The 24,225-nt window shown below is 40.1% G+C and carries 22 protein-coding genes, 2 tRNA genes and 2 pseudogenes; 4 read left to right on the top strand and 22 right to left on the bottom strand.

Annotation, left to right across the window (positions count from 1 at the left end; translation table 11 throughout):
• The 18 genes and pseudogenes from BACCOP_RS10135 to BACCOP_RS10045 form a co-directional block, all read right to left on the bottom strand.
• A pseudogene (locus tag BACCOP_RS10135) lies at window positions 1–344 on the bottom strand (hypothetical protein); the annotation flags it as partial.
• Window positions 345–432: 88 nt separating this feature from the next.
• Window positions 433–777, bottom strand: a complete 345-nt coding sequence (gene tnpB / locus BACCOP_RS10130; RefSeq protein ID WP_007567398.1) for an IS66 family insertion sequence element accessory protein TnpB — start codon at window positions 775–777, stop codon at window positions 433–435.
• A 1-nt stretch (window position 778) separates the two neighbouring features.
• Window positions 779–1,147, bottom strand: coding sequence for a hypothetical protein (locus BACCOP_RS10125; RefSeq protein ID WP_009131422.1), 369 nt, complete (start codon window positions 1,145–1,147; stop codon window positions 779–781).
• A gap of 266 nt (window positions 1,148–1,413) precedes the next feature.
• Entirely contained in the window at window positions 1,414–2,019 is a 606-nt protein-coding gene (locus BACCOP_RS10120) for a hypothetical protein (RefSeq protein WP_007568849.1), read from the bottom strand.
• Window positions 2,020–2,061: 42 nt separating this feature from the next.
• A complete protein-coding gene (locus tag BACCOP_RS10115; RefSeq protein ID WP_007568847.1) occupies window positions 2,062–2,526 on the bottom strand; it encodes a hypothetical protein in 465 nt (154 codons plus the stop codon).
• A gap of 68 nt (window positions 2,527–2,594) precedes the next feature.
• Window positions 2,595–2,807: a hypothetical protein gene (locus BACCOP_RS10110; RefSeq protein ID WP_007568845.1), complete on the bottom strand. Its 213-nt coding sequence runs from the start codon at window positions 2,805–2,807 to the stop codon at window positions 2,595–2,597.
• Window positions 2,808–3,184: 377 nt separating this feature from the next.
• Complete coding sequence (locus BACCOP_RS10100; RefSeq protein WP_007568841.1) at window positions 3,185–3,883, bottom strand: hypothetical protein; 699 nt, start codon at window positions 3,881–3,883, stop codon at window positions 3,185–3,187.
• 87 nt (window positions 3,884–3,970) lie between these two features.
• Entirely contained in the window at window positions 3,971–4,561 is a 591-nt protein-coding gene (locus tag BACCOP_RS10095; RefSeq protein WP_007568839.1) for a T6SS immunity protein Tdi1 domain-containing protein, read from the bottom strand.
• 78 nt (window positions 4,562–4,639) lie between these two features.
• Window positions 4,640–5,272, bottom strand: a complete 633-nt coding sequence (locus tag BACCOP_RS19265) for a hypothetical protein (protein ID WP_007566571.1) — start codon at window positions 5,270–5,272, stop codon at window positions 4,640–4,642.
• A 68-nt stretch (window positions 5,273–5,340) separates the two neighbouring features.
• A complete protein-coding gene (locus BACCOP_RS10085; RefSeq protein ID WP_007566574.1) occupies window positions 5,341–6,039 on the bottom strand; it encodes an Imm43 family immunity protein in 699 nt (232 codons plus the stop codon).
• 169 nt (window positions 6,040–6,208) lie between these two features.
• Window positions 6,209–7,186: an NTF2 fold immunity protein gene (locus tag BACCOP_RS10080; RefSeq protein ID WP_007568837.1), complete on the bottom strand. Its 978-nt coding sequence runs from the start codon at window positions 7,184–7,186 to the stop codon at window positions 6,209–6,211.
• A 108-nt stretch (window positions 7,187–7,294) separates the two neighbouring features.
• Window positions 7,295–8,401 (bottom strand): tyrosine-type recombinase/integrase, encoded by a 1,107-nt coding sequence (locus tag BACCOP_RS10075; RefSeq protein ID WP_007480249.1) that lies wholly within the window; start codon window positions 8,399–8,401, stop codon window positions 7,295–7,297.
• 95 nt (window positions 8,402–8,496) lie between these two features.
• The gene (locus tag BACCOP_RS10070; RefSeq protein WP_007568835.1) at window positions 8,497–9,111 is read right to left on the bottom strand and encodes a TetR/AcrR family transcriptional regulator; all 615 of its coding nucleotides are present in this window, start codon (window positions 9,109–9,111) and stop codon (window positions 8,497–8,499) included.
• 689 nt (window positions 9,112–9,800) lie between these two features.
• Window positions 9,801–9,873 (bottom strand) — tRNA-Trp (locus BACCOP_RS10065).
• A gap of 73 nt (window positions 9,874–9,946) precedes the next feature.
• A complete protein-coding gene (locus BACCOP_RS10060) occupies window positions 9,947–10,543 on the bottom strand; it encodes a uracil-DNA glycosylase family protein (RefSeq protein ID WP_007568831.1) in 597 nt (198 codons plus the stop codon).
• Between the two features lie 15 nt (window positions 10,544–10,558).
• Window positions 10,559–11,188 (bottom strand): hypothetical protein, encoded by a 630-nt coding sequence (locus tag BACCOP_RS10055; protein WP_007568829.1) that lies wholly within the window; start codon window positions 11,186–11,188, stop codon window positions 10,559–10,561.
• 57 nt (window positions 11,189–11,245) lie between these two features.
• A complete protein-coding gene (locus tag BACCOP_RS10050) occupies window positions 11,246–11,896 on the bottom strand; it encodes an RNA-binding domain-containing protein (RefSeq protein WP_007568827.1) in 651 nt (216 codons plus the stop codon).
• A 94-nt stretch (window positions 11,897–11,990) separates the two neighbouring features.
• Window positions 11,991–13,286, bottom strand: a complete 1,296-nt coding sequence (locus BACCOP_RS10045; RefSeq protein ID WP_040312017.1) for an L-cysteine desulfidase family protein — start codon at window positions 13,284–13,286, stop codon at window positions 11,991–11,993.
• A 198-nt stretch (window positions 13,287–13,484) separates the two neighbouring features.
• On the opposite strand from BACCOP_RS10045, the gene BACCOP_RS10040 reads away from it, so the two are divergent.
• The 3 genes from BACCOP_RS10040 (at window position 13,485) to BACCOP_RS10030 (ending at window position 14,978) form a co-directional block, all read left to right on the top strand.
• Window positions 13,485–13,569, top strand: a tRNA-Ser gene (locus BACCOP_RS10040).
• A gap of 333 nt (window positions 13,570–13,902) precedes the next feature.
• Complete coding sequence (locus BACCOP_RS10035) at window positions 13,903–14,382, top strand: RNA polymerase sigma factor (RefSeq protein ID WP_040312015.1); 480 nt, start codon at window positions 13,903–13,905, stop codon at window positions 14,380–14,382.
• A gap of 11 nt (window positions 14,383–14,393) precedes the next feature.
• Entirely contained in the window at window positions 14,394–14,978 is a 585-nt protein-coding gene (locus BACCOP_RS10030; protein WP_007568822.1) for a hypothetical protein, read from the top strand.
• Between the two features lie 87 nt (window positions 14,979–15,065).
• On the opposite strand, the gene BACCOP_RS10025 is transcribed toward BACCOP_RS10030, so the two are convergent.
• From BACCOP_RS10025 to BACCOP_RS10010, 4 genes are all read right to left on the bottom strand, one after another.
• Window positions 15,066–15,791 carry a hypothetical protein gene (locus BACCOP_RS10025; RefSeq protein ID WP_007568820.1) on the bottom strand — a complete coding sequence of 242 codons (726 nt, stop codon included), beginning with the start codon at window positions 15,789–15,791 and terminating at the stop codon, window positions 15,066–15,068.
• A gap of 402 nt (window positions 15,792–16,193) precedes the next feature.
• Window positions 16,194–18,542 carry a glycoside hydrolase family 3 N-terminal domain-containing protein gene (locus tag BACCOP_RS10020; protein ID WP_007568816.1) on the bottom strand — a complete coding sequence of 783 codons (2,349 nt, stop codon included), beginning with the start codon at window positions 18,540–18,542 and terminating at the stop codon, window positions 16,194–16,196.
• A 38-nt stretch (window positions 18,543–18,580) separates the two neighbouring features.
• Window positions 18,581–21,601, bottom strand: coding sequence for a glycosyl hydrolase family 95 catalytic domain-containing protein (locus BACCOP_RS10015; RefSeq protein WP_007568814.1), 3,021 nt, complete (start codon window positions 21,599–21,601; stop codon window positions 18,581–18,583).
• Between the two features lie 2 nt (window positions 21,602–21,603).
• On the bottom strand, window positions 21,604–23,166 hold the full coding sequence (locus BACCOP_RS10010; protein WP_007568812.1) for a glycoside hydrolase family 43 protein: 1,563 nt from the start codon (window positions 23,164–23,166) through the stop codon (window positions 21,604–21,606).
• A 433-nt stretch (window positions 23,167–23,599) separates the two neighbouring features.
• Between BACCOP_RS10010 and BACCOP_RS10005 the strand changes: the two are divergent.
• Window positions 23,600–24,225: pseudogene (locus BACCOP_RS10005) on the top strand (hypothetical protein); the annotation flags it as partial.

The raw sequence follows: 24,225 nt of genomic DNA, 5'->3' as shown, positions 1-24,225 counted from the left end.
TTGTTCAGCAGCCTTCTTTGCTCTGAGGTACGGCCGAAACGGTGTTTCCTGCTGTCCTCAAGTTGAAGCCTGAGATTGGATATCTCATTTGCAAGCATCATGTTCACCTCGTCTTTTGTCTCAAGCTGCTTTCTCATAAGTTCCATTTCCTTTCGATTATTCTCGACTGTTGTGGACAACTCATTGATTGTATCAACCAGAGCCTTGGAGTTCTCTTTGTTTGATTCTTCAATAGCCTTAAGCCTCGCAATCAGTTCGTTTACCTGTTTGCGAAGCCCCGCCTTTTCCTCATTCGCCAGACCCAGTTGGCAGCAAAGTAACTCGTATGCCCTTTCATCAATCATGATATAAAGGTACGAAAAATCAGGCAGTTACGCAAACTTTTTATCGTTTATTCTTATATTATTTTTATTGATAATCAATGTATTAATATTAATCTTTCGGACTGACGTACATCTTGTCAACTACTATACTTTCCGTAAGATAGGCCATGTCCGACCATTGTATCCGGTAGCATTTGGAGACTTCATCAAACACAGGTTTCTTGAATCTCCCCATGACAGGACGTTTCTCGTAAAGCACATAAAATCCGCGTTCATAATGAAGTATTTTCACAACTTTTCGGTTCCTGGACATGAACATATATACATTGGATGCATCGCTCGGGTCAAGTGACATCTCTTCCCTTATACTCTCACACAGGCGGAAGATTCCTTTCCGCAAATCCACATTACCGTTGAACAGGTAATAGTTCAGGTTAGCGCTAAGTCCAAGCATATCATCCTATCATTTTATTAAGCAACAGACTCAAATCAAGAACTGTGGTATTTCTTAGGAACAATGTGGCACCTGATGTCAATTGCAGTTTTACCCACTTAATCGGAGATTCACCTTCAGGTTGTTTCACCTCCAACTTTACGGTTGGACTGTTGCAAGGCTTGCCGGTTATCCGGACTTTGGCAACCTTGGGCTGCTCAACCTGGACTGTCTTGCCTAACTTTTCGCTCCATAGCTGATGACGCTGCCAGTTCATGAACTTGTCGTAATTTACTCCATAATCCGCACAGAACTCACGAAGATCCTTGGTCTCACTGCATAACTGATAGAGGTCATATACCTCCTGGTAGTTTACTTTTTCTTTTGCCATAATCATTGTTGTTTAAGGGTTACGGCGCAAAGGTAGGTTTAGGGAACATGCGTGTCAAGGCGGAAAATAGAATGGTTACCGCCACTTTCAGTCCCGGGTAGATGCCGATAAGAATGGTTTGGTGAGGAACAGCGTTCTGCTGTTATCTCGACCTTGTTACAGACGATTTTATTAACTTACTTCCATTTCCAATATCGTATATACCTGACATTTGGCATTGCGAATAAGTATGTATATCCATATTGTATAATCTTCGAAACAGATGTCTAAGATAATTTTTTTATCAATTCTTGATATTTTTCTATATTGCTGATATGTAATGTGTATTTAGATATTACTTTTTTAAAATAAGCTACAATAACTGGTTTATATTTTGATGGTAAGTTGTCTATATTTTTATTAATGATATAGTAAAATGTAGATATTGATTTTTCTCTTGGTGCAATAGTTGGGATAGACATTATATATTCCCATTTATCTTTATAAAATTCAAATTGAGGCAGTTCGGTAATGAAAATAGAAATATAAAAATTAACCTTCTTATTTTTTGTATGAGTTAAAAGAAATTCAAAGGCCTTATCCGATATTTTCATTCCATATCTATCATGCATATTATGTATTGATGAGATGATTTCAATAAGGATGTGGGTGTTATCTTTATACTTGTTTCCTATTTCTAATAGAGAATCTAATAGTTTCTCCTCTGATAAAATCTTTTTTCTAAACACAGAAGTTTCATCTCTACATATATTCCCGAATTTTTTCAACATTCTTTGCATGTCATCTTCATTAATAATGCTCCAATCGTTCATTATAGGAATTATTGTTTCATTTATTTCTCGATTAACTTTTTCTATATGTTTTTCTTTCATATTTGAAAATATTTAATGGTTAGAAAAAAGCCTCGTCAGATGCTATCTTTCGTCGTTAGATACTGATTTTATAGTTTCAATAATATTGCCTGATACTATATTTTGAATGCCTCTGAATATATCACTGCCGTAATAATAAATATGATTGTCATAATCAACCCACACTCGCTCTTGTTCATCTAACCATACGGTTAAATAACCGGGATGAATGTCTGCCAAATAAATAACCTTATTGACCTTTAACTTCAAGGCTTGTTTCTGCATAGCTTCCGGACCGTATTTCTTTATTTTCTTGAAATCGAAATAAAGAATATCAGACTTGTTCAACTTTAATTTCATGTTATAAAATAGAGCAATTTTACTTATAATCCTTTCATTCAAAGGATAATCAAACTTTGAATAGGATTGTCTTAGCTTGTCTATATAACAATCCTGCATCATTTGAAAATTAAACTCGTCCCAATGATTATGAACAAGTATTTCCTTTATTGCAGTTGGTATATTCATTTCTAATTGTATCTAATGGAACGCAGATAGCAGCTTGATAAAGTTGCTTATCTGCGTGTTATCTGCATTTACATTTCTTCGAAAATTGAATCTAAAAGACTATTCAATTCATCATCTATAAGATTGAAATTTTCTTGTTCAATTTTCATACTCTCGTATATTTCAGCCATTGCCTCGCTTTCGGTAGAGAAAAACTGGTCGGCTGATTTTATACCGTATTCGTCAACAAGCATTTTCCTAAATACTTGTTTAGCTGTTTCGATTTTCTTTTCTTTTTCCATATTTCTTTTCTTTGTTTATAGCGGGTAATGGTTCAGCAGGGAACGGTTTGTCGTTATCCTGCGTCGTTAGTGATATTTTTACCATAATTCTTCTGCGGAGAAATCACCTAAGAAGAAATATAGCAGCATAATGATACTGAACAAAATATACATGCCTATCGAAAAGCATACTATCAACATTATTTTCTTTCCGATACTGTACTTTTTTTTCCTAAACAAGAATAGCGAGAGTAAAATCGCTATGAGTATAATAGTTATTGCACATACAATCATATACCTAGTATATATTGAATTTGTAAATTATGCTGTTATCACTAATGAGATGCGAACAGCTGACCGTTAGGGCTGCTTATTCACTTGTTAGCAACTACTTCTTGTTATTTTTCTTTGTAATGTTGCTTGTAGAATACTTCAACATTTGGAATATCAATTAAAACAGTTTCTATTCCATTGCTTAATCGTGTCAATCGAAAATAACTATCGTCTCCTTGATACTTCTGTTCAGAAAAAGGAGCAGGAAAAGGGAATCCACAAACAATATTATTATCTATCTTTGCTTTAAGCGTATCTAAATCGGTTTTTTTTACTTTTTTAAAGTTATATAGCAAGAAAGCTCCAAAAGCATCAAAGAGAAGATCCGCATATTCTAATGGGGTTATTTTCTCTGTAACATTGTCAGCGCAAGCACTAATCAATGCTGTTTTATCTCCACTGTTTATCCAAAACTTTTCAGGGGAGAACCATCTTTGCCTTTTTATTCCATCAACGAAATCTTCACGACTATAATGTGAAGTGGAAAAATCCTTTGTTGATAGTAAAATTGTTTCTTTCAAAAAACCATTGTATGGAGAGAATTTAAAATATTGGTCTTTTTCTGGATTATATTTACTTAACGACACTACCAGTGTATAATCATAACTTTTACTTTGCATGATTTTTTTAGGTAATACAATATTTTGTTCTATGATATTCCAAATATACCGATCTATTTCGATTGACACACGAGGACGATTAAGTAAAACAAGATTATCTTCATCATCAAGATTGTCCCATAATCTTTTTAATTTTATTGCCATATCTTCTTATTTGATTATGTTAGTTGCTAATGGTTCAGCAGGGAACGGCTTGCCGTTACCCTGCTTCGTTATCAACCTATTCGATATTCACCATTTATCTGCAATTTCAAATTCGCCGATTGTTTGGGTACAAATGTCAATGTACGGAATAGTCTTGACTATCTTGATGTTTTCAATATCCTCACTTCCTCCCAAAGCCAAAAGTAGAGAATATCCGAAACACTCGTCATAGTCTGGAGTTCCGAGTTTTTCTTGTATTACAGGATAATTTTCTAAATCAAACCAACCTTTTAAGAAACTTTCGTTTACCATGACCTTATTAAAAATCGCACGAAGATTGGCGGGAAGTATTAAATATGTTCCGTATCTGACATTCAGATAAACAACGTAATTATTCAGTCTCGGATTCTTTACATAGGCAAAGAGATCGCCGAAAGCCGTACACATGAATGGTAGAAATGATTGGTCATCCTCCTTTTCAAAACAGGAGTTTATCACATCCTGATAATCGGACGGATTGATGAGCTTAAACAGTCCATTACAAAAACTTCCCAACCCGACCTCCTGCCATAAAGTATTCAGTTCGGGATAAGACAAATCAGCATATTTAGCAATAAAAGTATCATCTACTGCTTGCCTCTTACTATTGAGGCTTTTTTCTAAAAATTCTTCGTACATATTTCTACGTTTTATGGTTGATAATGTTTGGTGGCTAATCGACCTTTTCGGGAGGTTAAGCCGCATGTTATACACATTTTATACATAGTAATAATACCAATTACTATTAAAATTATTATCAAAATTTTCCTTACTATCCAATTTTATATGAAAGTTTTCTTTTGTGAAAAATCCAAATTCATCATAGCGATTCAACAAATCTAAATACATTTCCGACCATATATCTATAAATCCTCTTTCTTTATATTGCCTTACTTGCTTATCCTCATACAAGAAAAAAACAACATTAGCCAAACAGCGAGAAATTTCCCATAAATCATTACAATGCAGTTTTTCTTTCAATTCTAATATTTCAAGTTGAGTAATGCTGTTATTTGCTTCCTCTTTTGCTAATGTTTCAAATGCTTGATAAGATAGACAAATGCTATCGGATTTATTTTCTACATTCGCAATTTGTTTGAATTGCTTTAATATTGCATTTCTTTTTCGAGAATCGACAACAAACCGTTCTTTATAAAAAGAATTTGCCTCATTTTCATATTTGAACCAAAGAGTTAGATTAATTGAATCTTCTCTTTTTGTACAAGTCACATTGATTACTTGTACAGAAAGTCGTTCCTGTATATAATTGGCAAGTTGTGTATATTCTTTATTCATTCTTTCTTGTTCGAGTAATATTCTCTTGGTTTGTTGAAATTCGCTATCTGTCATTTCTTTTATGTGTATAATGGTTTGGTGAGGAACAGCATTAAGCTGTTATCTCGACCTTGTTAACGATTTTATTTCACAATCATAAACTCATTCCCATATGGATAAAAGCCTTTATTTATCCATAGTTTGGAGTAGTCTGATAATTTGTAAATTTCAGGTTTATACAGATTCAACACCTTATCCAAAGCACTCTCTCGGAATATTATTCCATCACCATATTCTATGCTATTCAAAACAAAGAAATTCTGTTTGATGGAATTGTCTTTCAGTTTCATATCAGGATATACTGTAAAACTAATTCCTAATTTTTTCTCTACATCATTTTGATGAAATGTTATACCTTTCCCGAAATGGAAAGAATCATTGTCAAAATGGTTTATACGTAAAGCGTAGTATTTTTTATCCGTTAGAGATTCGTTTTTCTTGTTTACTACCTTGACAGTTGCAATATCATATTTATCAATGAATCCATTTTCTTGAAGTAAAGACAAAAACTCTTCCGATACGATTTTTAGTTTTATGCTCCACTGGTCACAAAAATCAAATTGCAAAATTCCCGGTTTCTTGTTGCATACGAGGTATAAGACGGGAGGCAAGTTTTCTTCCCAACCATTCTTGTCTTTCCACATCCATCTCCATTTAGTTTGAAATCGTTGTCTTTTACTTTCATCATAAGTATCACATACATCAAATTTACCATATTCCAATAATCCTTTAGGAAGTTTATCTATCCCATATCGCCAAATATAAAGTTCCTCTGTATTCATAATTATTATCGTTAATGGTTTAGCGGGGAACGCTGTAAGCGTTATCCCGGTTTGTTAGCAAAATATTATACCCATTCTAATATTGGGTTAGGTCTATGAATAAAATACCGTTTATTATCCGAAATTGAAAATATCATTCCCGAATGCAATTTCGTTCAAGTTCCTCTTTTTACAATCCACAACGCCTCCACCCGTCTGTCCGCATCTGTACTGCATCGATTTTCCATGCTTCCCCCACACGTTTCATACAGAAACGATAGTCGAGATTGATTCTTTCATCCTGCGCATAGATGTAAAGTTTGTTGCGGGAAACCTGTTCGGCATCAACCAGGCGGAAGGTGGCATACGTCCCCTCTGGAGAAAGCGACAAAGCGAGCGGCCGATACCCCATCCGTGGCTTCTCGGATACATACTGCTGCCAGATCTGCTGCAACTTCGGTCGCACATCCGGCGCATCAAAATCTGTCTGGTCGGTATATTTCTCCCATTGAGTCATGGCGGCAAAGAAAGCATACAGCACCTGTTCCGCCTGATGAACCGCATCAGCGTCCACCTCCAACTTCTTCTTCGCCTGGCTTCGTTGCAACGAGGCGAACAGCTCCATCTGCTCCTGGGTAAAGAGGTCGCCAGGACGCAAGGAAAGGCGTTTATTGAAAGCAATGCCAAGCACCCCTTCATAAGTGATCTGAGTTTGTCGAACATGCAAATGATTCAGCTTAGGAAGCTGAGCAGCCCGATGCAACCCCTCATCGTCCAGCGACGTGGCACTCAAGTCCAACAGAGCCACCTTACTTGCCTGCATCATGGACAACCCCTTTCCCGTAATTGCAGAATTTCCTGCCAAGAGCAGATACTCCAAAGTGGGCATGGTGGCAAATACCGCAAAGCATGCGTCGGTAAGCTCCGCATATTCGATCCCTACATTGACCATTTTCTTGGCACCTGCCAGCGGTTGAATCTGTTCGTCCGTCAAAGGGTAATGCTTGACATGAAATCCCACCAAAGCAGGATAAGCGCCAATCTGTTGCATCACCTCCACAGATAGCTCGGGCATGAGCATCACCTTATCGCCATCAAAAATCAGTTTGCCGTCTTCCCAGTTGATGGTACGTGCCCGCTTGGGAAAAGAAGTAAGTTCTTTTATCATCGTTCTATCATTTTTTAAGGTAATCTTTGTTCATAGACTTTCTGTTTTTGCTAATTTTTCGATAAACGCACCTTATGGTGTAGTTCCTATTCACTATTAAATCATTGTCTAATCATCATCCAAACAATCCAGCGGATTGGGGATTTTTGCTTTATAGGCGTTCGATACGTGCAGATAAATTGCCGTTGTTTTTATATCGGTATGTCCCATAAGTTCCTGTATGGTTCTTAGGTCTGTCCCTTGTTCCAGCAGGTGGGTGGCGAACGTGTGCCGGAGCATGTGCAGGTGTACCCGATGCTTTATTCCGGCTTTCCTTGCCGCTTCTTTCAATATCTTAACCAATGCGCTGGGCGAGTATTGTTCGCCTGCCTGTTCGCCCTCAAAAAGCCATTTTTGCGGTCTGTATTCCCGGTAGTAAGCCCTTAGTTCGTTGAGCAGCTTTTCCGACAGTAGGGAATACCTGCACTTCTTGCCTTTTCCGGCAATCCTGATTAGCATCCGTTCGCTGATGATGTCTTGGGGTGTCAGGTTCAGAAGTTCGCTTCGGCGTAGTCCGGCAGAGTAAATAAGAGAAATCATGCACCTGTGTTTCCGATTGGATAACTGTGCAAAGATGCTTTTCATTTCTTCCCGGCTTAATACTTCGGGCAATGCCTTGTACTCTTTTGCACGGGCTATCCCGCCATAATATTGCCGCTTGCCTTTCCGGACTTTCTCGTAATAGAACTTGATAGCGTTGATGCGCATGTTCTGCTGGGTGGCGGATATGTGCTTTTCCTTTACCATGTGGAGCATATAGCTGTTTATGTCCTCGACCGTCAGCAGGTCAAGGTCTTGCCCCTTGTGGTATTCCATGAAGTCGCTGAAATAGATTTTATAGGCTTTTATGGTGGAAAGGCTGTACCGCTTCTGTTCCAGCAGTTCGAGGTAGCCTCTCGGCAGTATGTATTCCCTTTTAGGTTTGGGATGCCGCACGTAAACCCGGCTGTAATCAATATAGGCGTGGGGCGAATAGCGGTCATAGAAATCCGGCAGTTTAAAAGCGGTGGCAGGTATGTAGGCAGAACTATTGCCTGTCTTTTCCACGTCCGTATCTTGGGCGAGCAGCAGGGCGACAGCCTGACTGTTTACATACTCTATCCGTATGTAGTCCGCACCGTTTCTTTCTTCCTTGTACAGAACGATGCTTCCTCTCTGTTTCTGAACCTTATCCATGTCGCTGAATTTTGCTTCGCTCCAAAGATAAGATAAAAATATCACTTTTTGAACATCTGTTCAAAAATAATAGAGGTTAAAAAAACAAAAGAGTATCAGGCTTTAAGCAGCGAATAGATATGGCGAAAATTTTCTGCCAGTTCGTCCACGTTCAGACCGTTCAGAAATGCTTGTTCGTATGACAGTCCTAAAAACATTTGCCGGAACAAGATAGCCGTTTTCTTCACGTCCGTGTTGCTCCTGATTTCCCCGCTTTCTTTTGCCTTCTGTATGACTTTCTCCCATAGGTCATAGTCTTGTCGGTAGATTTTCTCAATTTTCTGCCTGATACCCGGATAGTACATGCGCACTTGTGACAGGAAATGAAAGTAGTAGAAGTTAGGACTACAATCATGCGGGCTGCAATTATCGCCAATCAGTTCAACAATCCTTTTCATGGAAGCGGCTACTCCCGCCACGTATTGCCCGATGAACTCCGTCAACGTATCGGCAGGAGCGGCAAACTTGTTTTCCGGTTCGTGCATTTGCAACACGTATTTGTCCGCCACAGCCATGAATAAATCCAACTTGTGCGGAAAATAATAAACGATACCCGTTTTTGTCACCCCGCAGGCTTTGGCAAGCGTGATGATGCTTGCTTTCTCGTAGTTCATCCTGACAAATACGCCGAACGCTTTATCTATTACTTCTTCACGGTTAGTTATTATCATACACGTTTGTTTTTAATCGGTTACGAAGATACGGATTTTGTTTTAACCATTTGTACCCCAGTGCTTTTTTTTAGTGCAAGGTGCAAGTATATATTTATATATATAGCTTGCACCTTGCACTAACCCAAAAATATTTATTATCAGATATTTGCGAGTTTCAAAAGAAAGCCGTATCTTTGAACCCGAAAGTTAGGCAGACAAACAGCGGTCAAAGTTGGACAAGCCCAACATCTGAAAATCGTTACTGTTTCGTTACCTATTTGAAATTTTGAAAGCGAAGTAGCTGAAATATAAGCGGTTAGAGTTGTAGGTTCAAAACCCTGTCTCTCCGCTAGGTTGATTAAATATAGTCCCGTAGAATTTATTCTATGGGACTTTTTTATGATAATCAATCTAAATTTTTAGAAAAAGTCGTAATTTCCTTTGGGGATAAATCGTGTATTTAGTTTTCTATATGATCGGTTGCTCGTGTAATTGAATCTGAAAAAATCAGAAATGTTTTTTTTTGAATAGCTGAATTAATCTTCTAGGGGTATAGCGCGTTTTTATTGCTTGTGATTCTTTGTTGTATTTTGTTGAGTTTGAAAACGCAGTACGGTTTGACATCATGAAAATGGGTTGTCCGATATTTGTTCGGCCTGTAAACGGATAAAAGCTGCAACTTTTTGAGTTACAGCTTTTTATCTCGGCACGGGAAGAGAGGCTCGAACTCCCGACACTCGGTTTTGGAGACCGATGCTCTACCAACTGAGCTATTCCCGTGTTTGCGGTTGCAAAGGTACGATAAATTTCTATATTTGCAAATCCTTTCCTATAAAAAATAGTACCCTTTTTCTTATATTAATCCTAAGTCTTTGAATATGAGTTGATATGTTTCTGCTTTTTTTTCTATTTTTAGTGGATAAGCTCGACTGGATGAAGGCATTCTGTATAGATAAAGTGTACGGTCGTTGTATTCAAAGGAGGATTTTCCTCCAATAGGAGGTTCTGATACATGTATTTGTTGGCGTAATGTATCTGTTGCCTTCTGACCTGTGGTAACGATTGCCCGACATTTAGGGAGTTGTTTTAGCAACAAATCGATGTCTGTAGGTTCAATTATCTCTAGAAACTTGTCTGATGCATTATCCTGTAACCGTCGTACGGCAGAAGCTGTATCGTATAGGGCTATCCCTTTTTCGTTGAGGAATTCTATGATTCGTTCTTTGTCGAATGATTTTTTGTCCGGATGCAGAAAATGATCTTTATCAGAAAAAAAGATTATTCCGATGATTCTCCACATATCGTTTTGCAGGTTGGGGTAGAAGAAATCTATACTCCATCGTTTCTTCTGGGGAGGAAAGCTTCCCAGCATCAATAACACCGCGTTACCGGGAAGGAAAGGTTCCAATGGATGAGTTTCTATTGGCGGAATAATCTTTTCTGCGTTCATATCTGAATCTGTCAATCAGGCTTTAGGTTTAGGTTCTTTTTTAGCCAGCAATACAATGTTGTATACATATTCGGTCATCCAGCTTTCTGAATAGCCTAAGGTGTGCTGGTAAATACGGATATTATGACAAGTTTTACGTACTCCATCATCTTTCCAGTCTGTCTTAGTCATAATGTCATGGATAGCTTTTTCTGTCATGCCACGCAACATTTTCTTAAACACTCCCGGCATACGGAATTTCCATTGCATCAGGTTGCCTATTACCATCATCAGATCCTGGCTGAAACCTTGGAACATGAAGAGGTAATTCTTGATATCATTTGCATTTTTACAGTTCTTCTTGATAGAATTGTCAATTTCTTTAAAGAATACGTCATTCAATCCATAGATATCACTTAGCATCTTTTTACATTTTGAACGTTCAGCGATTCCCAGTTTATTGTTTTGGGTAGGAATTTTAAGAGTACGCTTGAATACAGCCATGTCAGGCAGGAAATTGATGTTGCTGATACCTAGCTGCGCAGCCATTACCGACTGATAATATACACGTATAAGTGTCATAAAATCTTCCATTCCTCCTACGCGTACAGTTTCGTCGGTTTCTGAAGTTTGTTTTTTTCCGAATATTTTAGAAAATATGCTCATAATGATATAATTTGTTTATTTAGGTGCAAAGATAGAAAATCTTTTTGTTCATTCTTTTCATTCACCGTCTTTAAGGCGAAAATAAAATGTATGTTCCTCGAAATATTGTTCTATCAGTCCGAAGCGGATGAAGTCGGCCAGCAAGCGGCTTATTTGTTTGCGGTTCATACGTGTAAGTTTACTGCATTGTCCCAGCGTCAGAGCCCCCTGCTGTTTTAAGATAGTCAGGATTTGCTGTTCCCGCTGAGTATAGGTTATGATTACTCTCTTTTCTTCGCGGTCGTGTTTCCATATATTCAGATGTATAGGGTTGGCCAATATATTTTCGTCTTTGATGCGTACGTAGGCCCATGGATGATTATTTTCGTCTAATGCATATATGGGTTTTTGTGTACTTTCGTTTATTTGTACCTCCAATACATCTTTCCCTTCTATGTGATAGATATGTGTTTCCAGTTCTATTTCCGGCCGGCAGTATAATGTGGCTGCGGCCTCTACCATATAGATTTCCTCTTCCGAGCGGACACCGGCTATTTCCCCATTATCTTTTACTCCAACCAGCAGTCTTCCTCCTTCTGTATTGGCGAATGCAGACAGGCTTTTGGCAATTTTTCTTGCGTCGGATATGGCAAATTTAAAATCCTGATGTATATGTTCTCCTTCAGATATGAGTTTTTGTATGTATAATGTATTTGAATTTGTTTTCATAACGGCGCAGATAAATAAAAACGGCTGTTCTCCCGCATGAAAGTACGCTATCTTTTGCGAAAAACAGCCGTTGTCTTTAGGCTTCTGTACTTATTTAGTCACAGTGCTTATGGGTCATAATATCTAATACAAGCTTGTCGGTTTCGTTCATTCCTTCCGAACCTATCTTGGTAAGATTGCGTATACTCTGATTTACGTTTTCTTCGATGATACCTTCTACGGCAGTTACACATTTCTGTTCCATCGCCATGATGGCAGACATAACAGCAGTCGAAACTCCACTTGTCAACTTCAGTGCGCAACTTGGTTTGGCTCCATCGCAGATCATGCCGGTAAGTGTGGCAATCATGTTTTGTACTGCATACATTACCTGCTGATATCCTCCACCCATAAGGTAGGTGATACCGCAGCTACTTCCTGTTGCGGCAACAACACAACCACACAAGGCTGATAAACGTCCCAGGCTTTGTTTGATGTAGATAGCTGTCAAGTGGCTGAGTATAAGGGCACGTGTCAATTCCTCTTCCGAGTTATGATTGTCTTCAGCATAAACAACGACAGGCAATGTGGCGGCAATACCTTGGTTACCGCTACCAGAATTACTCATTACCGGTATCATGGCTCCTGCCATACGGGCATCACAGGCAGCAGAAGTATACGATAATATGTGGGTAAATGTATTATTTCCCATGATATTTCTTTCTGTCTGACTGTTTCTTAACATTCTGCCCAGTTCATGTCCATATTTCCCTTGGAAGGAACGTTCGGCTGCATTTTTGTTCAGACGCCTGGCCTCTAGAATAAATTCAATTTCTTCAAGAGGAGCTGTTGTTGCAAAATCGAAGACCTTACGTAAGGTCAGTTCAACGTGAGCAGCCTGAGCTTCGGCTGAGGCTGGTGTTCTATTGTCGAGAAGAACATCCTGATTGCGGCTTATGTAAACAAAATTAGTATGTCCGCCGCTAATGATAGCCGTTGCCGAATCATTGCCATGAGTACAAACTGCCTCTATATAAAGTTTTTCTTCAATATTTTCCTTTAAGGCAATGTCGATGCATTGTGATTCTATCATTTTTTTTCCTGCTTCAACAGCTTCGGGGTTACTGTCTTTCAATACTTCCAGTTGGTATTCAGATTTTCCAATCAAAGCCCCTAAAGCTACAGCTATGGGAAGACCGATCATATCCGTTCCCGGAATACCTACTCCCATGGCATTTTTCAGGATATTGGCACTTAAAAATACTTTTATGTTTTCAGGATGACAGCCTAAAGTTTCTGTAGCTTTTGCAACACATAAGGCTACGGCAATAGGTTCTGTACAACCAATCGCCGGGACTACTTCTCTTTTTATAAGAGCTATAATTTGCTCTCTTTCAGGTTTTGCGATAATACTTTCCATTCGGTTACGTATTTAAACTGATGAAAATTCCTATTGTTTCAAATCAATGAATGTACAAAAGTACATTTTTTAGAGGAATAAATAAGTATAGTAAAGAGATAAAAATATATTGTTGAAAATTTGTAAATTAAAAAATAATATGTATCTTTGCATCGCTTTTGAAAGGAAGCACTCTTACAAAAGAGTTTTGGAGAGGTGGCAGAGTGGTCGATTGCGGCGGTCTTGAAAACCGTTGTACTGCGAGGTACCCGGGGTTCGAATCCCTGTCTCTCCGCTAGGCTGATAAAGTTAAGTCCTGTAAAACTAAGGTTTTACGGGACTTTTTTTATGTCAATTTAAAAACCGATTCGATAGATCTGAAGTCTAAATATATTGTGGTATTTATTTGTTTAAGATTTATTCTTGCAGAAACAGATACTTTCTTTTTTCTATGTGTAATAAACTGTAATGATATCGTTACAGGTTTTGTTTGAAGCAGACTGTAGATTTAGGATTATTCTATCTTTGAGTTTTGTGTTTTTTATATTCCGTTTAAAAAAGTTTCTACTTTTGTGTAGTTTTTGTGATACTCCAGGCGTCTAATGGTCAAAAAATAAATTCATACGATATGGAAATATTGGATACTGCATTTGCGCAAATGGTGAAAGAGCATAAAAGTACCATTTATACAGTGTGTTTTATGTTCTCGAAAGATTCCGATGAAGTGAGTGATCTCTTTCAGGAAGTACTTATCAATCTTTGGAAAGGATATGATTCTTTTAAGAATCTCAGTAACATCAATACCTGGATTTGGAAAGTGAGTTTTAATACATGTATTTCATGTGAGCGGAAAAAGAAAAGGCGGGCCGCTGTTCCTCTGACCATGGATATCAACCTTTTTGAAGATAAGGATGAAAATTCCCGACAGATTCGTTTGCTCTACGACCGTATCCACCGGTTGAGTCCCTTCGATCGTGCTATCGTTTTATTATGGCTGGAAAATATGAGTTACGAAGAAATTGGAGCTATTGTCGGAATTTCCACCAAGAACGTATCTGTACGTTTGTATCGTATTAAGGAAGAATTGAAAAAAATGTCGAACCATTAAAATGTACTGTCATGGAAAATTATGCAGATAGATGTGAGTTAGACGAGATGAAGCAACAGATTCAGTTGCTGAAGGATAAGCTGGCTAAAGAAATCATTGTTAGTGAAAAGTTAATTAGACATTCTACCCAAGATAAGGTGTCCTATATCAACCGGAAGAAGAAGTTCATGTATTTTTTTATAGTCTTTGCACTTGTTTATTGTAATGTATTTTTCTTGCTGATGGGATATTCATGGATTTTTTGTGCTGTTACTTCTGTCTTTTTAATTATTGCCGGATGTTACCAGCGATATAGTCATAAGGGAGTAGGTATAGATTGCATATCAGAAGGTAATTTGCTGGATATCAGTAAGGCATTGCTTCGCATGAACCAACTGAATTTAAGATGGCTTTATTTCGGCATTCCGTTTGCTTTATGCTGGATTGTTTGGTTTATGTTTGAAAGTTATCCGAAAGTAGGAGGTGAAATGATATGTTACGGAGGAAGTGTTGGTTTTGTTTTGGGAGCTGCCGGAGGTATTTTACACTGTATTCGTGTTCGTCATAAAGCCAAAGAAGCTATTCATGATATTGAAGAATATACTAAGGATAATTGAGTAACTGCTTATCTTGATTATTTTTCGGATTACTGAATGTTGTTTTCCCCAGTTGGATTGTGTTCCGGCTGGGGAAAATTTTTACTTTCACCTTTTCTTGCCTAGTCCCATATGTAATTGAATGCCCACAGAAACGCTGAGATCGTTTGACCATGAACGGGATTTTACGGTTTCTGTTACAGATGGCAGATCGGGTTCTGTTACGGTATAGGTTGTATTACAGGACTGTAACGGACAGCGATAGCTGACGTCTAGAATTATACTGCACAGATTGGAAGTACGGTATCCTGCTGATATTCCGGGATTGAGGTATGTGGATGAACGGCTTATTTCAAGTTTATATGTTGTATCTTCAATGGTTTGAGTTTTTTCAGAGCCTCCGGCACTCATGCGTCCTATACCGACTCTTGGCATCAACTGCCATCTTCCTATTTCTTCCATGTAGCCGATACCTATACTTGCAGAAGGTTTTATTCTGCTTAATCCGGGAAGTAATTTATCGCCTATGGTTTGAGCGATGTTGCTCCATACATCATCTGTTTGAATTTTGAAGAAGCTTAATCCTATATCCAGATAGGCGTTCCAGTGGCGTGCGAATCCTACAGCTATCCGCCAGTCGAACTGGGTAGCAACATCTGCGCGTGATCCAAAATATTCAATATGTTCACTTCCTCCGGTATTGAAATTAGGACCTATTGAAAACGACATGATAAATGGGGAGCGGGAGGATAGGGAGGAAGCTTTGTCTTGTGCAGCTACCGGTAATGTGCCGATGATGAAAAGAATAATCACTGCAAGCTTGTGTTTCTTCATAAGCTTAGGTAAAGGTTATTATAAATAAAAAAACTTTGGTTTTTTCTGATTTCCTGAATTCTATAATTACAAATATAATTATATATTGGGTCTTTTTATTTATTCCCTTGCAGATATTTTATGCAGGTACAAGAAACAGAAGTAAAATAGTTTGATATGATTAATTCAATGTCTAAATTAAAGTATATGATGGGATAAGAAGGAATGAGCAGAGATTCTAAAAATAAAAAGATGCAGATCTTTTATTAAAAAGAACAGCATCTTTTGTCTGATTTATCTTGATGTTTTTTTAAAATTGTACAAAAAATCCCTCGCCTTTTCCGTTAAGTTTTTTTTACTAATACGAATAGGCGAGGGGAACTTTAAAACTTATTGATTTTCAAATGAATACTTTCTGGAAAATTATTTATTTGGTGTGTCCCAGATTTTGGTTTCGCTGCATTGAATATCTGTCCATTGGTTGCCACATTTCAGTTTGAAATCACCTTTTTCCAGACGCCATTTACCGTCGTAACCAACAAATGCCAGATCACTGCCTTTCAGTTGCATGGTTACGGTTTTGGTTTCACCCGGATTGAGTTCGATTTTTTCGAAATTACGCAAACGGATGTTGTCGGGAGTGCTGCTTGCTACCAAATCTTTTGAATAAAGCAGTACGCTTTCTTTTCCGGCAACTTTTCCTGTATTGGTAACATCAACGCTGACTGTCAGCACGTCATCGGCTGTAAAAGAAGTCTTGTCGACTTTCAGATTTGAGTAGCTGTAAGTTGTGTAACTCAGACCGAATCCGAATTCCCATTGTACATCCATTACCGAGTCGTAGTTGTAATTTCCGCCCATCTGTCCCATGTTTTCGCAAGGCTTATAGTCGTAGTTTGCCAGTGCATTGATATGTTTAGGATAGGTGAAAGGCATCTTTCCGCTGAAGTTGGCATCACCGGCTAGCAGGTTGGCAAGGGCATCGCCACCATAGTTGCTAGGCAGCATGACGTTGACTATGGCTTTTGCCAGTGGAACAATATCGTTGATGATACGCGGACGACCTTGATTCAATATCAGAATGACAGGCTTTCCGGTTGCAGCAAGGGCTTTTACCAGATTACGTTGGTTTTCCGACATGGTCAGGTTGGTCAGATTACCCGGAGTTTCGCAGTAAGAGTTTTCTCCGATGCAGGCAATAATCACATCGGCACGACTGGCTGCGGCAACTGATTTTTCGATTTCCGGCTGGTTTTCTTCCCACCAGTTATCGTTTTTATAAGGAGCGTAAGTCACGCCCGGTTCGTAGATGATGTTCTCCTTACCATACTTGTTGCATAGAGATTCGTAGATTGTGTTGTAAGCACCGGCACATTGGTCAGCTAGATGTCCTTGCCAGCTGTACGACCATCCTCCGTTCAGGCAGCGCATGGAGTTGGCATTTGGACCGGCAAGCAGGATTTTTGTTCCTTTGGCAAGTGGCAGGATATTGCCTTCATTCTTCAACAGTACTTCTGATTCTTCGGCGGCCTGTAAAGCAACACGGGCAAACTCTTCAGAACCGAATTTGTTGTATTTCTTGATATCCCAATATGGATTTTCGAACAGTCCCAGACGGTACTTCAGACGTAATACGCGGGCTACGGCATCGTCGATGCGGCTCATGGGAACTTCACCTTCCTGTACCAGTTCTTTCAAGTAGTCGCAGAAGCTTACTTCGTAGGGAACCATCGACATGTCGATTCCGGCATTGATGGCAATCTTGACAGCTTCTTTCTTGGTTGCTGCAATATGGTCGCGTGTACACAGATTGTTGATATCTGCCCAGTCGGTTACAATCATACCGTCCCAGTTCAAATCTTCCTTCAGCCATTCGGTCAGCAATTCACGGTTAGCATGGAAAGGTATGCCATTGTCTACACCTGAGTTAACCATTACACTCAGTGCTCCCTGACGGATAGCTGCAAGGAACGGGGCGAAGTGCTTTTCGCGCATATCACTGCGTGAGATAGAAGAAGGTGTACGGTCCTTACCCGAAACAGGAACACCATATCCCATGTAATGTTTCATGCAGGCTGCCACATTATATTCGCCGATATGATTCGGATCACTTCCCTGAAAACCTCTGACAGAAGCCTTACCCATTTCAGCGTTTACGTAACAGTCTTCTCCGTAGTTCTCCCACATACGCGACCAGCGTGGATCACGTCCCAAATCGACTACCGGAGCATAAGTCCAGGGGATACAGCCGGCTTTAGTTTCGTATGCCGAAATGGCTGCTGCCTTTTCTGTCAGTTCACGATTGAAAGCTGCTCCCATATTGATGCCTTGCGGGAACATGGTTCCATCGAGTGTATAGGTAGTTCCGTGAATCTGGTCGACACCATAGATACAAGGTATGCCGATTTCTTTCATGGACAAATCCTGAATCTGTTTGATTGCTTCAGCCCATTTTTCCTTTTTCTGTGCGACACTCAGTGGAACATTCAACAATGAACCTACCTTATATTTACCAATTACAGTGTCGAGCATGGCAGGATTCAGTGTAAATCCGTTTTTCTTGCTAGCTTCGAAGTCACTCACTACGTCGATGGTGATTTCACACATCTGGCCGATTTTTTCTTCGAGTGTCATTTTCTTCAGCCATTTCTGAATATGTGCCTCGATAACCGGATCGGAAGGAATAGCCGGAGCTGGTTTTTGTCCTCCTGCTGTCAGGCAGACACCAGTACATAACACAGATGCCAGTGCCAGTTTCTTGAAGTTTTTCATGGTCAATTATTTTTTAGTTGTTATAGTTTGTTTATCAGTTATTCGAATATGAACGTAATACATTCTCCTTGTTTTACAGTGAACGGGATGAAAGAGTCTGTGCGACAGGCTGTATCGTTGAGGAGTACTTTTTTGACTCCTTTGGGCCATTTCATCTTCAGATTGTTCTGCCATCCTCCGGTGATGGTTGCCTGTACTGGCTTTCCATCTTTCCATACAAGATCGACTGTGGCACCTCCTCTTACTTTTAGTCCGTAAAAACTTCCGTCTTTCCAGGATTCAGGCAGGGCGGGAAGCAGGTGGATGAAGCCATCCTGACTTTGCAACAGCATTTCGCTGATACCTGAAGTTCCCCCCCAGTTGCCATCCATTTGAAAGGGTGGGTGTGAGCAAAAGAGATTAGGAAATGTTCCACTTCCGTGTTGTGTGGGGTTCTGAGCCGTATATGCCGGGTAAAGCAGGCTGCGGAACAGCTTATATGCGCGGTTGCCGTCTCCCAGTCGTGCCCAGAAGTTGATTTTCCATGCACGGCTCCATCCTGTACCTTCGTCCCCTCGTCGGTTTAAGGTTTTCCGGCAAGCTTCTGCCAGCTCGGGAGTTTTAAGAACCGAAATCTGATTTCCCGGATGCAGACCATACAGGTGAGATACATGACGGTGATGAATATCCGTTTCTTCGTAATCTTCCAGCCATTCCATCAGGTATCCTTTCTTGCTTATCTGGTGAGGTGGCAATAACCCGATGGCCTCTTGCAAAGCTTCGGCATAAGCAGTATCTGTATGCAGAATATGTGAAGCTTCTATCACGTTGGTGTAAAGTTCACGTACCAGTTGGATATCCATTGTCGGACCCATACATACACTGATAGGCGTACGGTCTTTTCCCGGTAGATAAAAAGCATTTTCGGGTGAAGAAGTGGGAGCTGTAACGAGCCATCCGTGTTTGGGCTCGCGTACCATGGTAGAGTAGAAAAACTCTGAAGCTCCTTTCATAATCGGGTAAATATCTGCCAGATAGTTCCGGTCGCCACTGAAAAGATAATGTTCCCACAAGTGTGCGCAAAGCCATGCTCCTCCGGTATTCGTTGCTCCCCATGACGGGTGTTCTCCGGGAGCGGTATAGTTCCATACATTGGTCATCATGTGGAGTACCCAGCCTTTTGCTTGCGGACCGTAAAAGGCTTTTGCACTTTCTTCTCCACTGGGAACCAGGCGTTTCACTAAGTCAACCAGTGGTAGATATAGTTCCGATAGATTAGCTTGTTCTACCGGCCAGTGGTTCATTTGTACATTGATGTTCGTATGATAGTCGCCATTCCAGGGAGTTCCCGGCTCGTTAGCCCAAAGTCCTTGCAAGTTGGGAGGCAGGCTTCCCGGACGTGTACTGCTTATCAGCAAATAACGTCCGTAATTATAGTAAAGAGCTGCCAGCGAAGGATCGTCCTGCTGCTGGAATCTTTCAATTCTCTGATCGGTAGTCAGATGTGAAACGGCTTCATTTTCGGGCAGACGGATTCCTGCACGGTTGAACAGAGCCTGGTAACTTAGGATTGCTTCCGATACAGTTTCGCAGAGATTGCTTTTCAATGCATCGTTGAGTATTCGGTCTGCTTCCGTTTCATAAATTTCTCCTGCCAGAAAGGAGGTCTTTGCCGATACTACAATCCATGCTTCGTCCGCATTTTGTACAGTGATAGACTGTTCGTCAGTCGACTGGTTTGTCTGCCTGCCCTTGCATGTTATTCCGGCAATGGCAGCATAACGGACACCCGTTTGCGAAGAACCACTGTCCAGACTGCCGTACAGTTCCAGTTTTCCTTCAGCCAGTTTGCGTACGCTTCCTCTTTCCGGACGGCTCAAATTCATTTTGAAATTGATGGAACCAGGAACGTTTGCTTTCAGGTGTATCAGCATGACATCTTTATCACGTGAAACGACGTATTCGCGCACATAATTTACATTCCCGCGGGAGAAAGTTGTGTATGCGATTCCCTTACTTAAATCCAGCCAGCGGTGGTAATCAGCAGGAACATCCTTTTCATGTACTCCGTACTGATGCTCCAAAAATAAATTGCCCAACATCTGAAAGGTTCCATACGTTCCTCCTTTTTCCGGTTTCTTAGGAACAAAGCTGGTATACATCAGTTCTTGTGCTTCTTTGTTCTTTCCTTCGAACAACAGCCGACGTATTTCGGGCAGGCTTTTGGAAGCGTCGGGATTCAGATAATTGGCTTCCGACCCACTCCACATGCTGATTTCATTCAGAACAATATGTTCTTTGACGATTCCTCCGTCGGGCATCATACCCAGTCTGCCGTTGCCTAACGGAAGAGTTTCTTCCCACTGTGCAGCAGGTTCGTCGTACCACAATGTTTGGTCACTGCGTCCTGGAGTTGGATGAGGTTCTTCTCCGGTAATACATTTATACAATGTTTCAGCAATAATAGCAGCTCCGTACTTGTCTGGATGCACTCCGTCGACGTAGAGTTGTGGGTAATAAGGAAGCATTGCTGTATGGAGGTCGATCACGGGTAAGCTTCTTTCGGCTGCAACTTCCCGGATGTATGGAATGATTCCGTTTACAATGATACTGTCGTTGATGCCCCATTCTTTACGGTTAGAAGGAATAGGCAGACAAAGGTAGATGTGAGGATGTGATGCAAGTGCCTGGAATTTATCGATCAACAGGTTCAGATCGTCCTTGAATGTAGCACGATGCTGCCAGTTCTGCGGCTTGGAATCATTGGTTCCAAGTTTGATGGTTACGATATTGGGCAGAAAATCCAGCGCTTCCTGAAAACGTGTAGTTTTCATATAAGGCAGATCTCCTTTCTGGCTCAATGTATGGGCGGTCACGCCAAAGTTGCCTACTTCGTAATTGTTTCCCAGTAATTTCTGAAGGGCAGCCGGATAACTTTCTTCTGAAGGATTCTTCAACAGAAATCCTTCGGTAATGCTGTTACCTACACAAGCTATCTTGATTCTCTTTTCCGTTTGTGCCTGTATGGCAAGAGGAAGAATCAGGAATATTCCTAATATATACAGGTATAGTTTTCTCATGTTTATTCTCCTTTATATTTTATGTATCGGAAGTCGGCATACGCTTTCGATTGTGTGGAAGCAGATACACTATATAGTCCGAGTACGACTCCGGTAAATCCTCCAGCTGTTTCACTGCTGAGGTAACGGGTATTCATTTTTCCCAGCTCATGATAAATACCGTTTTCTGTATAGCCGAAGTAATAGAAGTTTATGTCCGATTTAATATTCAGTTCTATGTTTCCTTTACTGTTTAGTGGCATCTCCTTTTCGATATGTTCCAATTCTCCCAGTTTGTAGCGAAGGACAACCGAACGGCTTTTATCCTTGTTCTGACGGACGAACAAATCGTAGTGTGAGTGGTATTCCATATATACACTGATACCAGCTTCATCATTCGCTTGTGCATTTTTCAACTCCAAAGAAGTAGCGACTTCCATATTGAAGTGCTCTTGTCGGATAGCAACAAAAGTCGGGCTCTTTTGCTCATTCAAAGAAACCGGAGTTGCTTTCAGACGGAGATTTCCGTTCTTGAATTCATAGTTCTGCATATTGGGATTTTGCAGGTACATCCATTCGGGGGATAATTGTTTGTTCTCGAAAGTGATGGTTTCGGGTTTTTGTTTTACTGTCTGAAGTGGAAGAGTAGGTACATTCATGTCCAGCTGGATTGTACCATTTCCGTTTACGACGGGCCATGCATCTTTGTCCCAGCGTACGGGAGCCAGATAAGTTTCACGTCCCAAGGTATGATGGAATCCCGGCATGATACGGTAAGCAAGACAAACCATCCACCATGAACCGTCTGTACCTTCTACCAGATCGGCATGGCCTGTACCCTGAATAGGGTTAGTTTCTCCAGCCTGACAAGCATGAGTCAGAATCGGATTTGCCGGATTTCTTACGTACGGTCCGTCAATGTAACGGCTGCGTGCGATGGTGATGCTATGTGCTACTTCTGTTCCTCCTTCTGAAATGAGCAGGTAATACCAGCCGTCTTTCTTATAAATATGTGGTCCTTCCGGATAACGTCCTCCGGTTCCGTTCCATATCTTTTTGGAAGGTGTGAGCTGTTTTCCGGTCATCGGATCTATTTCGCACAGATTGATGTAACCGTCCGGATTGCTTACCATGTAGCATTTACCGTTTTCGAAATACAAAGAAGGGTCGATTCCTCCTTGTTCCAGCCATACGGGTTCCGACCATTCTCCTTTGGGATCGGTTGTGTGAACCAGAAAATTACCTTTGCCTGATACATTGGTCGTAATCATGTAGAATACTCCTTCGTGATAACGTATGGTAGGAGCAAAGATACCGCTTCCTCCATTGGCTCCTTTCAGGTTAAGTTGTGATTCCCGTGTCAGGCAATTGCCTATCTGCTCCCAGTTTACCAAATCTTTACTATGGAAGAGAGGTACTCCTGGAAAATATTGAAAACTGCTGTTTACCAGATAATAGTCATCGCCAGCTTTACATACGCTAGGGTCGGGATGAAATCCAGGAATTACCGGGTTTTTATAACCCTGAGCAAATGTTTCGCATAGAGAACAAGCTAAGGCGCAAAGTAAGATACCAATGTTTCGCATAATTCATTAAAGTTAAAAAGTTACTAAGTCTTTACTTGACTTCGATTACAAAGATACATGATTTTGATTTTCTGCATCCGTTCTTTTGTTTCCTGTCACGAGCTAAAATGTTTCCAATAGGGTATTCAAATGTTTCAAACCTGTTTATTTCCCTGTTCTTTTATGATTTAACGTACATAGAAAACATTATTTTTGTTGAATAAAGTACAATACTTCGGTAAATTTTTACCGATAAATTAAAATTAAACATAGAATCGGCATAATCCGGTTCAAAAATATATTCAAGAGATCATTGAAATACTGTCAAGAATGAATCGTCAAGGAGTAAGAAAAGGGATGAAAAAGATATGCTAAACAGCTGAAAATCAACAGAAAAAGTATTGCATAATTTGTTGATTATTAGTAAATTAGAAGTATTCCACCACTTTTAATTATGACTAAAGAATCACTCCTTATGCAATACCAATCCGAGTGCAGAAACGCTCTCGAATCAGTTGTAAATATAAGCAAATCTTTTCAGAAAGTATTCATGGATGCAATGAAATTGTTCATGGCTATACCTAACCGCGTCAATTTCCTTCAAATGGGACGATATGGATGTTTCTCGGAACAGACATACCGGAACAATTTTGAGAATGATGACTTTGACTGGTTTTCCTTCAATGAAGCCATCATCAGGGAACACCTTAAAGGTGGTCGCAAGGCGATAGCCGTTGATCCGTCTTTCATTCCAAAATCAGGCAGCAAAACGCCGTGGATTGGCTATTTCTGGTCCGGTTGTGCCGGTGAATACAAACGTGGACTGGAAATAACCGGTATTGGAGTTATAGACGTTGACAACCATGAATGTATGACTTTGGGCTCTGTACAGACACCTGATAACGCAACGTTGGAAAGCTACGGGAAGAATCTTGTAGACTGGTACAGTTCTTACCTTATCAGCATACAGGAACATCTGAAACGTATTTCTGGCACTGTCGTATGTGATGCGTTCTTTTCAAAGGCAACTTTCATCAAACATTGTGTGAGACGGATTCCACGTTATAGCCGCTCAGATCA

Source organism: Phocaeicola coprocola DSM 17136, assembly GCF_000154845.1.
GTDB lineage: Bacteria > Bacteroidota > Bacteroidia > Bacteroidales > Bacteroidaceae > Phocaeicola > Phocaeicola coprocola.
Note: the sequence above shows the minus strand (reverse complement) of the source record. Positions and strands in the feature narration are given on the sequence as shown.